This window comes from Microbacterium sp. BE35 (genome assembly GCF_031457705.1).
In the GTDB taxonomy this organism is placed as follows: Bacteria; Actinomycetota; Actinomycetes; order Actinomycetales; family Microbacteriaceae; genus Microbacterium; species Microbacterium trichothecenolyticum.
Genome location: NZ_JAVDXD010000005.1, coordinates 91,460 through 105,605 on the forward strand (window position 1 = coordinate 91,460; position 14,146 = coordinate 105,605).

Consider the following 14,146-nt stretch of genomic DNA (forward strand, 5'->3'; position numbering starts at 1 on the left):
TAGGCTGGGCGCCGATGCTCTCCGCCGCCATCGCCCTCGTGGGCGCCATCGTGTACGGCTCCGCGGACTTCCTGGGAGGCCTCGCCGCCCGACGCCTGCGCTCGATCGTGGTGACGGCGGTCGCCGCACTCTCGGGGCTCGCGGCCCTGCTGGTCGCCCAGCCGCTGTTCGACGGCGCGTGGTCGGCGCCCGACGTGGCGTGGGGCGTGCTCGGCGGCATCTTCAGCGTGGTCGCGATCGCGCTCCTGTACGCGTGCCTCGCGATCGGGCCGATGAGCATCCTGTCGCCGCTGACCGCGGTCGTGTCCGCCGTCGCCCCGATGCTGTGGGGGCTGCTCATGAACGGCGACGCGCTCGCGCCCGCAGGGTACGCCGGTCTCGGCGTGGCACTGGTCGCCGCCGTACTGGTGGGCTTCATCCCCGGGGAGAGGATCGTCCGGCCGAGCGCCCGAGGCTTGGCGATGGCCGTGGGCGCCGGCCTCGCCATCGGCGCGTTCCTCATCGCGCTCGATCAGACCTCGGACGACAGCGGACTCGTGCCGCTCGTGACGAGCCGCGCGACGAACGCCGTCGTGACGGGTGCCATCGTCGGCGGGCTCGCCCTCGCCGCCCTGCGCCGGGGTGAGCGCGCACGCTCGGTCCTCCCCGTCGCCGGGCTCCCCCTGGGCGCGACCCCGAGCGGGCACGCCGACCTCGAGCACGCGACGACAGGTGAAGGGCGGGTCGTCGCCTCGACACGTCAGGCGTGGTGGCTGGCGATCGCGTGCGGGATCGCGGACGCCGCGGCCAATGCCCTGGCCCTGTTCGCGCTGCGCACGGGCGAGCTGGCGGTGGTGTCGGCGCTCACCGCGCTCTACCCCGCCGGCACGATCCTGCTCGCCGCGATCGTGCTGCGGGAGCGGGTCGCCGGGGTGCAGTGGATCGGCCTCTGCCTCGCGCTGGCCGCCGGGGGCATGCTCGCCTTCGCGTAGGCCCCGGACTCGACCGGGATCGACGGATCAGCCTCGAACGAACAGCATCACGAGGGACGTCACGAGCGCCACCACCCCGAGCGCCAGCATCCCGATCGCGAGTCGCGTGACCGCCCGCACCGCCGGGGAACCGTGGGTCAGCCGCATGCGGTTCAGCGATCCGCGGCGCACGAAGATGTCGGCCATGTCGGAGTCGCCGATGTGGTGGTCCTGCTCGTGGGTGAGGTGCGCCTCGCCGACGCCGCCATCCTCGTCGAACCAGCGGACGAGTCGGCCGTTCGGACCGCTCTCGACGACCGCTCGCACCGGCAGCCACGTGCCGTCCAGGAGATACATGATGAGAGCGACGCCTGCGAGGAGTGCGCCCACGCCGAACCCGATCCACGAGAAGATCTCGGCGAGGGCGTCGATCGCCTGAGACACCGCATCACCGTCCTTCGGATACGGAAAACGGCCGCTGCCCGCGGCCGTTCCGGTTCTGAGCCACCTAAGGGAATCGAACCCTTGACCTAATCATTACGAGTGATTCGCTCTGCCGACTGAGCTAAGGTGGCGGGCCTCGCTTGCGCGACGCACAAGCAACGATCTTACAGGGTCTCGAGAGTGCTCGCGAACCGCGGCGGCCGAGGCATCCGTTCCGGACCCGATCCCGCTTTCCGACGGACTCGGTGTCGACGTGTTACGCCCCGGTTCGAGATGGCGCATGGCGTCCACGTAGGTTCGAACCCGGTCCGCGACGAAGCGTGCGCGGTCCGTGGATCGTGCGCGCGGTCACAAGCCCGAGACGGGCCTCGATCCACAGGAGCACTCACATGTCCACGTCCAAGAAGCTCACCGCAGCAGCAGCACTCGCGCTTCCCCTCGCACTCCTCCTCGCCGGCTGCGCCGGCACCGGAACGGATGCTGCCACCGGCGCCTCCGACGAGAACGAGGTGGTCCGCATCGGCGTCGTCGACTCCGGCGACCCGTACTGGGAGACGTACAAGGAGGCCGCCGCGGACGAGGGCATCGAGGTGGAGCTCGTGAACTTCAGCGAGTACACGCAGCCCAACCCCGCCCTCTCGGCGGGCGAGCTGGACCTGAACCAGTTCCAGCACATCATCTACCTCGCGACCTACAACGTGCAGAGCGACGACGACCTCCAGCCGATCGGCGCCACGGCGATCTACCCGCTCGGGCTGTACTCGTCGCAGTACGAGTCGACCGACGACATTCCCGAAGGCTCCACGGTCGCCGTCCCCAACGACGAGTCGAACCAGGCGCGCGGTCTTCTCGTACTGCAGTCGGCCGGCCTCATCGAGCTGAAGGACGGCGGCTCGGTCTTCTCGACCGTCGCGGACGTGCTGCCCGAGTCGAAGGTCAAGGTCGAGGCACTCGACGCCGCATTCACCGCCACGTCGCTTCCCGACGTGGCCGCGGCGATCGTGAACAACGACTTCCTCGCCGACGCGAACCTCACCCCCGAGGACGCCATCGCCACGGACGACCCGACCGACCCGAGCGCGTTCCCCTACATCAACATCTTCGCGGCGAAGGCCGAGGACGCCGACAACCCGACGTACCTGAAGCTCGTCGAGATCTACCAGAACACGCAGGACGTCCTCGATGGCGTCGTCGAGGCGTCGGGCGGCACCGCCGTGCTGGTGAAGACCCCGGTGGACGAGCTCGTGACGTCGCTCACCGACGTCGAGGACGACATCCGCGCCAACTCGTAAGACACCGCCGACTGCGGCACCGCCTGTGCGGCCCGTTCGCGCCTCGTGCGCACGGGCCGCACACGCGCGTTCCGCCGAGGAGCACCTATGACCCTGATCCGCCTGACCGGCGTGACCAAGACCTTCCCCCCGCCCGCCAAGGACGCCCCTCCGATCGCCGCGGTCGACGACGTCTCGCTCGACGTCGCCGCCGGCGAGGTGTGCGGCATCATCGGCTACTCCGGCGCCGGCAAGAGCACCGTGCTGCGCCTCGTGAACGCGCTCGAGACGCCGACCGCCGGCACCGTCGAGATCGACGGCCGCGACATCACCCATCTGCGCGAGAGCGAGCTCCGCGAGCTGCGCGGCGACATCGGCATGATCTTCCAGCAGTTCAACCTGTTCGACTCCCGCACAGTCGCGAAGAACATCGCCTATCCGCTCGAGGTGGCCCGCCGCCCGCGCGCCGAGATCGCGGCACGCGTCGAGGAGCTGCTGCGCTTCGTCGGCCTCGCCGACAAGGCGAAGAGCTACCCCGAGCAGCTGTCGGGCGGGCAGAAGCAGCGCGTCGGGATCGCCCGAGCGCTGGCCACGAGCCCGCGCATCCTCCTCGCCGACGAGGCGACGAGCGCCCTCGACCCCGACACGACGCAGGAGGTGCTCGCGCTCCTCAAGCGCATCAACCAGGAGCTCGGCGTGACCATCCTCGTGATCACTCACGAGATGGACGTGATCCGAACCCTCGCCGACCGCGTCGTCGTGATGGAGAGCGGCCGCATCATCGAGAGCGGCGCCGTCTTCGACGTGCTCTCATCGCCGCAGCATGCAGCCACGCGCCGGTTCGTCGCAAGCATCATCGAAGACGTCCCGGTCGGCGACCAGCTGCGCGCCTTGCGCGAGCGCCACCCCGGGCGGATCGTCACGTTCACCATCCGCGACGGCGACGTCACGCAGGCAGATGTCTTCGCCGCGCTCTCGTCGCACGACGTGCGCTTCGAGCTCGTGCACGGCGGCATCAACGACATCGGCGGTCGCGTCTTCGGGCATCTCACGCTGGCATTGACCGGAGAGACGGATGCCGTGCAGCGTGCCATCGACGCGGCCTCGGCGTTCGCGCCGCTGATCGAGGAGGACGCCCGTGGATAGGCTCGTCGACCTGCTCCCGCAGCTGTGGGAGGCCACCGCCGAGACGCTGTACGTGGTGTCGCTGAGCCTGGTGTTCGGCGGTATCGCCGGGCTCTTCGTCGGGCTCGCGCTCTATGCCACCAGGGCCGGGAGCCTGTTCCCGAACCGGTTCCTGTTCGGCACCATCAACGTCATCGTGAACTTCTTCCGGCCGATCCCCTTCGTGATCCTGCTGGCGGCGGTGCAGCCGATCGCGCGCAGCCTGGGCATCCCGGGAATCGGACCCGAGTTCGGCATCTTCGCGATCACCATCGCGTCGCTCTTCGCGATCAGCCGCATCGTCGAGCAGAACCTGCTGACGGTGCGGCCGGGCGTGATCGAGGCGGCCCGTGCCACGGGCGCGAGCCGCTCGCGGATCCTCCTGCGCCTGCTCCCCCGCGAGGCGCTCGGTCCGCTCATCCTCGGCTACACGTTCATCGTCGTCGCGCTCGTCGACATGACCGCGATCGCCGGCGCCGTCGCTGCGGGCGGACTCGGCGAGTTCGCGATCGTGTACGGCTTCAAGCAGTTCAACCCGGCCGTGACCTGGGCGGCGGTGCTCGTGATCATCGTGATCGTGCAGCTCGTGCAGTTCCTCGGCAACGCGCTCGCCCGCCGCGTGCTGCGGCGCTGACGCACCCGTCACCGTGAAGAGCCGGACACCCCACGCGGGGAATCCGGCTCTTCACATCTCGCTGGTCACTCGCAGCGCAGGCCGTCCTGCGGCGGCGTCCCTTCGAGCAGGTACGTCTCGATCGCGGAGTCGACGCACGCGTTGCCCTTGTTGTAGCCGGTGTGGCCCTCGCCGACACGCGTCACCAGCACGCCGGACGAGAGCTGATCGGCCAGCGACACGGACCACTCGTACGGCGTGGCCGGATCGTTCGTCGTGCCCACCACGACGATCGGCGCGGCGCCGTCGGCGGTGATGCGCTCGCGGACACCGGCCGGCGGGTACGGCCACACTTCGCATGGGTCGGGCCCGAACCAGTAGGGCGCGATCGTCGGCGCCTTGTCGGCCAGGGCCGCCTCAGCCGCCGCCAGGTCCTCGTCGGTGGCACCGGTGGGGTAATCCATGCAGTTGTAGGCGCGGAACGCCTCGGTCTGGTTGCCGGTGTACGTGCCGCCCTGGCGGTCGTAGTAGAAGTCCGCCAGCTGGAAGGCGATGTCGGCGTTGCCCTGCAGCACGTCGGTCAGCGCCATCGTGAGGTAGCCCCAGCTGTCCTGCGAGTACAGTGCGGCGACGATCGCCGTCATCAGGGAGTCGGAGCCGAGCATGCGGCCGTCGGCGTTCGGGATCGGGTCGCGGTCGACGCTTGCGAGCAGCGTTCCCAGATCGGCCATCGCCTCGTCGACGGTGCCGCGGAACGGGCACTCGTCGTCGGTCAGGCAGTCCGCCATGTACGCGCGCAGTGCCGACTCGAACCCGATGCCCTGGGTCACGTTGACGTCGAGGTTCGTCACCGACGGGTCGACCGCGCCGTCGAGCACGAGTCGTCCCACCTTCTCGGGGAACAGCTTCGCGTACGTCGCGCCGAGGAACGTGCCGTACGAGTAGCCCAGGTAGTTCAGCTCCGAGTCGCCGAGCACCGCGCGCAGCAGGTCCATGTCGCGGGCGGAGTTCTCGGTCGTGATGTACGGCAGGATGCCGTCGCTGTTCGCGTCGCAGGCCTCGCCGAAGCTCTTGTGCCGTGCGAGGAGCTCGTCGGCCCAGGCATCCGTCCCGCGCGCGCCCTCGGGGATGTCGAACAGGTACGCGTCCATGTCGGCGGCGTCGTAGCAGGTCACCGCGGTCGACTCGCCGACGCCTCGTGGATCGAACCCGATGACGTCGAACTGCCGGCGCACCGGCTCGCTCACCGCGAACGACACCGAGTCGCGGATCAGGTCGACGCCGCTGGCGCCGGGGCCGCCGGGATTGGTCAGCAGCGACCCGATGGGGTCGTCGGTGCCTTCGGCACGGCTGCGGATGACCGACAGTTCGATGTCGCCCTTCGTGGGGTCCGACCAGTCCAGCGGCGCGGTGACCGTCGTGCAGTCGAACGTCTCGTTGCAGCTGGACCAGTCGAGCGTCTGCTCGTAGTACGGCAGCAGGTTCTCGGCGACGCCCTCGGTGTCGGCCGCCTTGCTCGAGCTGGGCCGCGGCGACGCGTCGGGGATCATCACCGACAGGCAGCCGCTGAGGACGACGGATGCTGCGACCAGGCCGGCGACGACGGCAAGGGCGCGACGAAGTCGGCGGGGGCGGGTCGGGTTCACGGGATCCTTCCGCTCGCGACGGTGACGAGCATGCTCTCGAGCGCCAGCACGGGCGCGGCGTTCAGCTCGAGGTTCTCGCGGGTGACGCCGATGCGGTCGACGACCGTGAGCGTGCGCTCAGGCGTCCACGCGGCGGCGAGGGCCCGCAGGTCGGGCTCGAGCTCCCGATTGATCAGGTCGGTGTCGCGGCCGAACTGCAGCAGCAGCACATCACGGAACATCGACTCGAGGTCGGTGAGCACGCGGTCGATGCCGTCTCGCAGGCTGCGCGTGGCACGACGCTTCTGCTCGTCTTCCAGCGCCGACAGCTGCGACCGCACGGCGGGCGGGACCGCGGCCCCTTCGGCGATGCCGAGGGTGCGCAGGAGCCCCGTGCGCTCCGCTTCGTCGCGCTCCGCCGTGAGCGCCTTGGCGTCGTCGGTGGCGGCGGCGACGATCGCGCCGGCGACCTCGACCGCGTCGCCCACGCCCCGCACCGCGAGGACACCGCGCAGCGTCGCGTCGCGACGGGCGCGGGCCGCGGCATCCGTTGCGAGCCGCTGCGCCATGCCGATGTGGCGCTGCGCGTGCCGGGCGGACTGCTCGGCGATCGCAGGATCGACGCCGCTGCGCCGCACGATGAGGTCGGCGACGTCCGCGACGTCCGGCTCGCGCAGGCGCAGCGTGCGCACACGGGAGCGGATCGTCGGCAGCAGGTCTGCGTCGCTCGGCGCGCACAGCACCCAGACGGTGCGCTCGGGCGGCTCTTCGAGGGCCTTCAGCAGCACGTTCGAGGTGCGCTCGGCCATGCGATCGGCATCTTCCATGACGATGACGCGGTATCGCCCCAGCGAGGGCGAGAAGTACGACCGCTCGACCAGGGCTCGCGCGTCCTTGATGGAGATGATGACACCCTCGGTACGGAGCGCGGTCAGGTCGGGATGGGTCCCGGCGAGCACCTGGTGCATCGCGCGCTCGTCACCGGGCTCGGCGATGAGCGCCGCCGCGAAGGCGTGGGCGAGCGTGGACCGGCCGGACCCGGGAGGGCCTGTGATGAGCCACGCGTGGGTCATCGATGCGGGATCGGATGCTGCTTCCCGCAGCACCGCGACGGCATCGGGCTGCCCCCACACATCACCCCAGGGGAACGCCTGGTCGTCCGTCGTGGGAGACTCCCCAGCGACAGCGGCGACCGGCTCCATGCCGACCAGCCTAACCATCCAGTCGGACACCGGCTGTGCGTACGCCGAGCGTTCGCCTCATGCGAGCAGCGGCTCCACACGCGCGCGCACGGCCGCGGCGAGTTCGTCCGGCGGGAGCGAGGCGTCGAGCACGAGGAAGCGCTCCGGCTCGGCGGCGGCAAGCGAGAGGAATTCCTCGCGCACGCGGGCGTGGAAATGCTCCTTCTCGGACTCGAGCCGATCGAAGGGCTTGTCGTCGGCGTCGAGGCGTTCGCGGGCGGATGCGGGGTCGAGGTCGAGGAGCACCGTGACGTCTGGAAGAAGTCCGCCGGTCGCCCAGAGCGAGAGCTCTCGGACCTCGTCACGCCCGAGGACGCGCCCCGCACCCTGGTACGCGACGGACGAGTCGAGGTAGCGGTCCTGGATGACGACCTCGCCGCGGGCGAGCGCGGGCCGCACCAGCGTCTCGATGTGGTGCGCCCGGTCCGCCGCGTACAGCAGCGCCTCGGCGCGGGGCGCGACCTCGCCGCGGTGATGCAGCACGATATCGCGGATCAGCACGCCGACCTCGGTGCCACCGGGCTCGCGCGTGCGCACGACCGTGCGTCCGACTCCCGTCAGCCACGCGTCGAGGAGCGCCGCCTGCGTCGTCTTGCCGACGCCGTCGCCGCCCTCGAACGTGACGAACAGCCCCTCGACGGGCTCAGCGATCGGACGGGTGTCTCCGGCGCCCGTCACTTCTTCGCCGCGGGCTTGCGCGTCGTCGTCGTGCGGCGCGCCGGGCGCTTGGCCGGGCCCTTCGCGCGCTTGTCGGCGAGCAGCTGCACCGCGCGCTCGAACGTGACCTCCATCGCGTCCTCGCCGCGCGGGATCGTCGCGTTCGTCTCGCCGTCGGTGACGTACGGGCCGAAGCGGCCGTCCTTGAGTTTGATCGGCTTGCCGCTCGTCGGGTCGGCCTCGAACTCCTTCAGGGCCGATGACGCGCCGCGCGCACCGTACTTCGGCTGCGCGTAGACGGCGAGCGCCTCCTCGAGCGTGATGTCGAAGATCTGCTGCTCGCTCTGCAGCGTGCGCGAATCCGTGCCCTTCTTGAGGTAGGGCCCGTAGCGGCCGTTCTGCGCCGTGATCGGGGCTTCCGTCTCAGGGTCGATGCCGACGGTGCGCGGAAGGTCGAGCAGCTTCAACGCGGTGTCGAGGTCGATCGTGTCGACCGACATCGACTTGAAGAGCGACGCCGTGCGCGGCTTCGGCGCGACCTCTTTCTTCGCACCGCGCTTCTTCGGCGCAGGTTCCGGCTCGACCGCGACGACCTCGCCGGTCTCCTCGTCGACGGCCTCCTCGGCGGGCGGGTCGGTCTCCTGCACGTACGGGCCGAAGCGGCCATCCTTCACGACGACGAGCTTGCCGTTGGCGGGGTTCTCCCCCAGCACACGGTCACCCGCGACGGGGGCGTCGATGAGCTCCTGTGCGCGCGCCGGCGTCAGCTCGTCGGGCGCGAGGTCTTCGGGGATGTTGACGCGCCGGGGCTCGGCGTCGGGCTTCTCGGCATCCGGCACCTCGAGGTACGGGCCGTACTTGCCGAACCGCAGCGTCGCGACGTCGCCGATGGGCGTCGAGTTGAGGGCGCGTGCGTCGATCTCGCCGAGGTTGTCGACGATGTTGCGGAGTCCGACGTGGTCGGTTCCCCCGAAATAGAAGTCCTGCAGCCAGTCCTGGCGCTTCTGCTCGCCGCGGGCGATCGCGTCGAGGTCATCCTCGAGCGCCGCCGTGAAGTCGTAGTCGACGAGGTCGGCGAAGTGCTGCTCGAGCAGGCGGACGACGCTGAACGCGAGCCAGCTCGGGATGAGCGCCTGGCCGCGCTTGGTGACGTAGCCGCGGTTGAGGATCACGTCGATGATGCTCGCGAACGTCGACGGGCGGCCGATGCCCTTCTCCTCGAGCGCCTTGACGAGGCTCGCCTCGGTATAGCGGGGCTTCGGACTGGTCGCGTGGCCCTTCGGCTCGACGTCGCGAAGCCGCAGCACGTCGCCCACGGCCATCGCCGGCAGGGCCTGGTCGTCGCTCTTGTCGCTGTCGCCGCGCTTCTCGTCCCGGCCCTCCTCATAGGCCTCGAGGAAGCCCTTGAAGGTGTAGACGGTCCCGGAGGCCGTGAACTCGGCGCGGCGACCGGCCGCCGAGACCTCGAGGGTCACGGTGGTGGTCTCGTACTTCGCGTCGGACATCTGGCTGGCCATCGTGCGCTTCCAGATGAGGTCGTACAGGCGCAGCTCGTCACGGTCGAGCTGCCCGGACACCTCCGACGGTGTGCGGAACGTCTCTCCCGACGGGCGGATGGCCTCGTGCGCCTCCTGCGCGTTCTTGCTGTTGTTGCGGTAGCTGCGGGGGTTCGGCGGCACCGACTTGTCGCCGTACATCGCGACGGCCTGCTCGCGCGCGGCCTGGACGGCCTGCGTCGACAGCGCGGTCGAGTCGGTGCGCATATAAGTGATGTACCCCTTCTCGTAGAGACGCTGCGCGACGCCCATGGCGTGCTTGGCGCTCATCGAGAGCTTGCGACCGGCCTCCTGCTGGAGGGTCGAGGTCGTGAAGGGCGGCTTGGGGCTGCGGGTTCCGGGCTTGGACTCCAGGGCGGTGACGGATGCCTCGGCCGCCGCCTCGATCGCGCCGGCGAGTTCGCGCACCTGGGCCTCGTCGAGGACGAGGACGGCCTTCTTCAGCTCACCGCGGTCGTCGAAGTCGGTGCCGCGGGCGAGCACCGCACCGTCGACGCGGGCGAGGCGGGTCGAGAACGACTCGTCGATGCCCTGCGGACGGTTCGGCGCGGCAAGCGCCTCGATGTCCCAGTACGAGGCGGACACGAACGCCATGCGCTCGCGCTCGCGGTCGACGACCAGGCGCGTCGCGGCCGACTGGACACGGCCGGCAGACGTGCCCTGCTGCACCTTGTACCAGAGCACGGGGCTCACGTCCCAGCCGTAGAGGCGGTCGAGGATGCGGCGGGTCTCCTGCGCGTCGACGAGCGCCAGGTCGAGCTCGCGGGTGTTGCCCACAGCGGCCTGGATCGCGTCCTTGGTGATCTCGTGGAACACCATGCGCTTGACGGGGACCTTGGGCTTGAGCGTCTGCAGCAGGTGCCACGCGATGGCTTCGCCCTCGCGATCTTCATCGGTGGCGAGCAGGAGCTCGTCCGCCCCCTTCAGCGCGCGCTTGAGCTCGGCGACGGTCTTCTTGCCGCGCTCGCTCTCGACGTAGTACGGGTCGAAGCCGTTGTCGATGTCGATCGAGTACTTCCCGTACGCCTCCTTCTTGTCGGCGGGGATGCTCTTCTTGTCCGCCAGGTCGCGGATGTGTCCGACCGAGCTGAGCACCTCGTAGCCATCGCCGAGGTACCCCTGGATCGACTTCATCTTCGTCGGTGACTCGACGATGACGAGCTTCTTGCCTTCTGCCAACGGGGGCGTCCTTTCTTCGACGCAAACCATACACGCCACTTCTCGGTGCGGGGGCTGTGAGACGCGATCAGGGAGGCGGCCCAGCCCGTGCGGAGGCCTGCGCGGTGACCGGCCCGAGGCGCATCGACACCGTCACCGTCGCGATCAGCTCGTCGAGCTCGCAGGCCTCGATGACACCGCCGAAAGTGCCCGCGACCTCGGCCGCACGTTCGCAGGGGACGCCGGGCACCGCGCCCGAGGCCGCGTCCGCCGCGGCGAGCGCACCGGCGTCGGCTGCCGAGGCGAGTCGCTGGCTGGTGACCGCCGCAGCACCGGCGCCGGCAAGCCCCGCCGCGAGCAGGGCGGCCGCACAGAGGATCCCGACCGCCGCCATCGTCCCCGCCATCAGCCCGCCCCGCTCGCCGGCGGCGCGACGCCGCCGCGGGGGAACATCACAGCCCGCCCGCCAACGCGCACCCGGCCGCCGTGACGCGCACGCCGAACAGAGCCGGAGCGGAGGCCGTCACGCACACAAGATCGTCTCGAACGGTGATGTCGACGGATGCCTCCGCCACCGTCGCCGCGACGGCATCGCGCACGCGCAGCTCGGACTCGCCGCGGGCGCTCAGGCGCGCAGCATCCGCCACCGCGTCCTGCAGCCGCACCTGCCGGGACGCTCCCGCGAGGATCCCGACCCCGACGAGCAGGACGAGCGCGACGGCGGGGAGGGCGACCGCGAACTCGGCGACGACCGCACCGCGATCGTCGCCCAGCCGCGGCCGCATCACGCCACCGTGAGCGCGCGTCGCACGAGGTCGGTGAGGATGGTGCGCACCTCATCGGACCGCATGATGACGACGAGCAGCCCGGCGAAGGCGACGGCCGCCATCGTCGCGATGGCGTACTCGGCGGTCGCGGCGCCGGTGTCGTCGACCGAGGTGTGGTCGACGTCGCGCGGTGCGAACAATCGTTCGGCGCGGCGCCGCGTGAGACGCGGCACGACGCGGTCGGTTCGGGACAGGGACATGGGTTCTCCGTTCGGTGGATTCGTGGTTCGGGCACGGTCTGAGCGCGGCGCGGTCGCGGGGACGTCACAGCGAGACCGACATCGTCGACATGACGCTGAGCAGCATGGGCGCGACCCCGAGGAGGAGGAAGGCGGGCAGCGTGCACACCCCCAGCGGGATGAGCAGCCGCGACGAGAGCCGCGCGGCACGAAGGCGGGCCTCGACACGGGCGCGATGCCGGGCGTGTGCGGCGGAAGCCCGCAGCAGCTCGACGGCGGGCACGCCTGCTGTCCGCGACAGCGCGAGCACGGCGTCGACGTCATCGGATCCGGCCGGCGCCCGTTCTTCCGAGATCGCCGTGGCGGGCCGGGACCCCGTCTCCGCATCGGCGCTGTCCGCCATGGCGCCGACTCGGCGGGCGTCCTGCACGACGGTCCGCGCGCGGTCGATGGAGACGCCGCCGCTCAGCGCGATCGCGATCAGCTCCGCGTCGAGGCCGGGCGCGCCCTCCGACCTTGCGGCTGCGCGTACGAGCCGCTTCGTCCATCGGTGCGCGGCGAGGATGAGCATCGCACCGGCGCCGAGGCAGGCCAGCCCGAGCGGGTTCGCGAACAGCGTGCCGAAGGTGTCGAAGCCGAGCGCCGCACCCAGCCCCACTGCGAGGAGCGGAAGCCAGCTCATGAGCCGGGCTGTGCCCGCCGGCTCGGCGAGTGTGACCCGCACATCGTCGGCCGCCTCCTGTGCATCGCGCAATGCGGTGGCGAGTCCGCGCAGGCACTCGGCGAGCGGCGCACCGACGACGAGCGCGACCTGGCATGCGACGCCGACCTCCCGCCACGCGCCGGTTCCCGCGTTGGCTACCGCCTCGGGCAACGGCATCCCTCCGTCGATCGCAGAGGCGACCCGCCGAGCCGCCGGGTCGCCGGCGCGGGCGAGATGCTCCCAAGCGCGGGCGGGTGCGACCCCGGCCTGCAGCAGCACCGCCAGGCGCAGCACGGTCTCGGCGACGTCGGCTGACGATGCCGGGGTCCGGGAGGATGCGCGAAACCGGGGCGACACCGGGGCCCGAGACGCCACCGGCGCCGGCGAGGAAGTCCGCGTGCTCGCCGAACCCGTGATCCGCGTCAGCGAGCGCCCCATCGCTCCTCCTCGATGGCGAGACGCCCGTCGCCGTCGACGATGGGGCGGCCGGCCCCGGCGATGCGTCGCGAGCCGTCCGCGCCTCGCTCCACGTGCACGACGAGTCCGATCGCGCTGGCTGCCTGGCGGGCGAGCGCGCGGTCGTCGAGTCCTGCCGGTGCGCCGAGAGCCTCGAGGCGGGCCGGCACGTCGTGGAGTCCGTTCGCGTGCACTGTGCCGGCTCCCCCGTCGTGACCGGTGTTCAGCGCCGACAGCAGCTCCCGCACCTCGTCGCCGCGGCACTCCCCGACGACCAGACGATCGGGGCGCATCCTCAGCGCCTCCCGCACCAGACGCGCGAGGCCGACTCCACCGGTGCCCTCGATGTTGGGCTGACGCGCCTCGAGGCGCACGTGGTGCGGGTGTGCGATGCGCAGCTCCGCGACATCCTCGATCGTCACGATGCGCTCGTGGGCCGGGGCCTCCGCGAGGAGCGCGGCGAGCAGCGTGGTCTTGCCGGCGCCCGCGGCACCCGAGACCAGAAGGTTCGTGCGCCCCGCGATCGCCTCCCGCAGGCGGTCGCGGACAGCCTCGTCGAACATCCCCGCCTGCTGCAGCTCGTCGAGCCGCGCCGCGCCCAGGCGCGGCACGCGGATCGACAGGACCGTGCCCTCAGGGGCGATGGGCGGCAGCACGGCGTGCACGCGGATCCCGCCCTGCAAGCGCACATCGACGCACGGCGACGCGTCGTCGATGTGCCTCCCGCCCAGGCCGATGAGCGCGACGGCGAGGTCGCGCACCTCCTCTTCTGTGGCGCGCCACTCGCGTGCCGGCTCCGCCCCTGCTCCGCGATCGACGAACAGGCCCGCCGCTCCGTTGACGAAGAGATCCGTGACCTCCGCGTCGTCGAGGTATGCGGCGAAGGGTGCGAGGACCGGATGCCGCTCCGCCGGCAGCTGCGGGGGCCCGGGCGCGCGCACCGGTTCGGCACGCGAACCCTCCGCCGTATCGACGCGGCGCGGCACCCATGCCCCGCCGGGGCCAGGCTGTGCCGGTACACGCGGAGTTGCCGCAGCCGGCGGGGCCGTCTCGCAACTGAGACCGCTCACCGTCGGGACCGAAGACACGCACCGGGCCGCAGCATCCCATCGCCCCGATGTGGCGGGCGCGCCCGCAGCCCCGGAACGGGGACGGACGACGAATGGTGCGGACATGCCCCGACGCTACGAAGCCCGTGCCCCACCCCGGCGAGCAGGACAGGTCATCCGTGGAAAGCCGCGCCGCGCCACGGCTTGGGGAGGAGCCGGCGAGCCGAGAGACCGCTCCCAACAAATAGAGGCG

The 14,146-nt window shown here is 71.1% G+C and carries 14 protein-coding genes and 1 tRNA gene; 4 read left to right on the forward strand and 11 right to left on the reverse strand.

The genetic code is table 11. The features are described 5' to 3' along the window. Positions 1-14: 14 nt before the first annotated feature. The gene (locus tag J2Y46_RS16325) at positions 15-971 is read left to right on the forward strand and encodes an EamA family transporter (RefSeq protein ID WP_045298038.1); all 957 of its coding nucleotides are present in this window, start codon (positions 15-17) and stop codon (positions 969-971) included. A gap of 27 nt (positions 972-998) precedes the next feature. On the opposite strand, the gene J2Y46_RS16330 is transcribed toward J2Y46_RS16325, so the two are convergent. Next, entirely contained in the window at positions 999-1,394 is a 396-nt protein-coding gene (locus tag J2Y46_RS16330; RefSeq protein WP_045298304.1) for a hypothetical protein, read from the reverse strand. Between the two features lie 58 nt (positions 1,395-1,452). Beyond that, a tRNA-Thr gene (locus J2Y46_RS16335) sits at positions 1,453-1,525 on the reverse strand. A 258-nt stretch (positions 1,526-1,783) separates the two neighbouring features. Here J2Y46_RS16335 and J2Y46_RS16340 point away from each other — a divergent pair. The 3 genes from J2Y46_RS16340 (at position 1,784) to J2Y46_RS16350 (ending at position 4,463) form a co-directional block, all read left to right on the forward strand. Beyond that, positions 1,784-2,686 (forward strand): MetQ/NlpA family ABC transporter substrate-binding protein, encoded by a 903-nt coding sequence (locus J2Y46_RS16340; RefSeq protein WP_045298037.1) that lies wholly within the window; start codon positions 1,784-1,786, stop codon positions 2,684-2,686. Between the two features lie 87 nt (positions 2,687-2,773). Continuing rightward, positions 2,774-3,811, forward strand: coding sequence for an ATP-binding cassette domain-containing protein (locus J2Y46_RS16345; RefSeq protein ID WP_310243691.1), 1,038 nt, complete (start codon positions 2,774-2,776; stop codon positions 3,809-3,811). Continuing rightward, on the forward strand, positions 3,804-4,463 hold the full coding sequence (locus tag J2Y46_RS16350; RefSeq protein ID WP_045298035.1) for a methionine ABC transporter permease: 660 nt from the start codon (positions 3,804-3,806) through the stop codon (positions 4,461-4,463). Before J2Y46_RS16345 ends, J2Y46_RS16350 begins: the two co-directional genes overlap by 8 nt. A gap of 65 nt (positions 4,464-4,528) precedes the next feature. Here the strand turns inward: J2Y46_RS16350 and J2Y46_RS16355 are convergent, their stop codons facing one another. The 9 genes from J2Y46_RS16355 to J2Y46_RS16395 form a co-directional block, all read right to left on the reverse strand. Then, positions 4,529-6,088: an alpha/beta hydrolase gene (locus tag J2Y46_RS16355; RefSeq protein WP_310243693.1), complete on the reverse strand. Its 1,560-nt coding sequence runs from the start codon at positions 6,086-6,088 to the stop codon at positions 4,529-4,531. Continuing rightward, positions 6,085-7,269 (reverse strand): DNA polymerase III subunit delta', encoded by a 1,185-nt coding sequence (locus J2Y46_RS16360; protein WP_310243694.1) that lies wholly within the window; start codon positions 7,267-7,269, stop codon positions 6,085-6,087. The genes J2Y46_RS16355 and J2Y46_RS16360 overlap by 4 nt, the downstream gene beginning before the upstream one ends. A 57-nt stretch (positions 7,270-7,326) precedes the next feature. Then, positions 7,327-7,986 carry a dTMP kinase gene (gene tmk / locus J2Y46_RS16365; RefSeq protein ID WP_084695520.1) on the reverse strand — a complete coding sequence of 220 codons (660 nt, stop codon included), beginning with the start codon at positions 7,984-7,986 and terminating at the stop codon, positions 7,327-7,329. Further along, positions 7,983-10,700: a type I DNA topoisomerase gene (topA, locus tag J2Y46_RS16370; protein ID WP_045298032.1), complete on the reverse strand. Its 2,718-nt coding sequence runs from the start codon at positions 10,698-10,700 to the stop codon at positions 7,983-7,985. Before topA ends, tmk begins: the two co-directional genes overlap by 4 nt. A gap of 67 nt (positions 10,701-10,767) precedes the next feature. Then, positions 10,768-11,085 (reverse strand): Rv3654c family TadE-like protein, encoded by a 318-nt coding sequence (locus tag J2Y46_RS16375; protein WP_045298031.1) that lies wholly within the window; start codon positions 11,083-11,085, stop codon positions 10,768-10,770. 46 nt (positions 11,086-11,131) lie between these two features. Next, on the reverse strand, positions 11,132-11,464 hold the full coding sequence (locus tag J2Y46_RS16380) for a TadE family type IV pilus minor pilin (RefSeq protein ID WP_045298030.1): 333 nt from the start codon (positions 11,462-11,464) through the stop codon (positions 11,132-11,134). Further along, positions 11,464-11,706 carry a DUF4244 domain-containing protein gene (locus tag J2Y46_RS16385; RefSeq protein ID WP_045298029.1) on the reverse strand — a complete coding sequence of 81 codons (243 nt, stop codon included), beginning with the start codon at positions 11,704-11,706 and terminating at the stop codon, positions 11,464-11,466. Before J2Y46_RS16385 ends, J2Y46_RS16380 begins: the two co-directional genes overlap by 1 nt. A gap of 64 nt (positions 11,707-11,770) precedes the next feature. Continuing rightward, on the reverse strand, positions 11,771-12,826 hold the full coding sequence (locus J2Y46_RS16390) for a type II secretion system F family protein (protein ID WP_310243700.1): 1,056 nt from the start codon (positions 12,824-12,826) through the stop codon (positions 11,771-11,773). Beyond that, positions 12,811-14,019 (reverse strand): TadA family conjugal transfer-associated ATPase, encoded by a 1,209-nt coding sequence (locus J2Y46_RS16395; RefSeq protein ID WP_084695518.1) that lies wholly within the window; start codon positions 14,017-14,019, stop codon positions 12,811-12,813. The genes J2Y46_RS16390 and J2Y46_RS16395 overlap by 16 nt, the downstream gene beginning before the upstream one ends. Between the last annotated feature and the right edge of the window lie 127 nt (positions 14,020-14,146).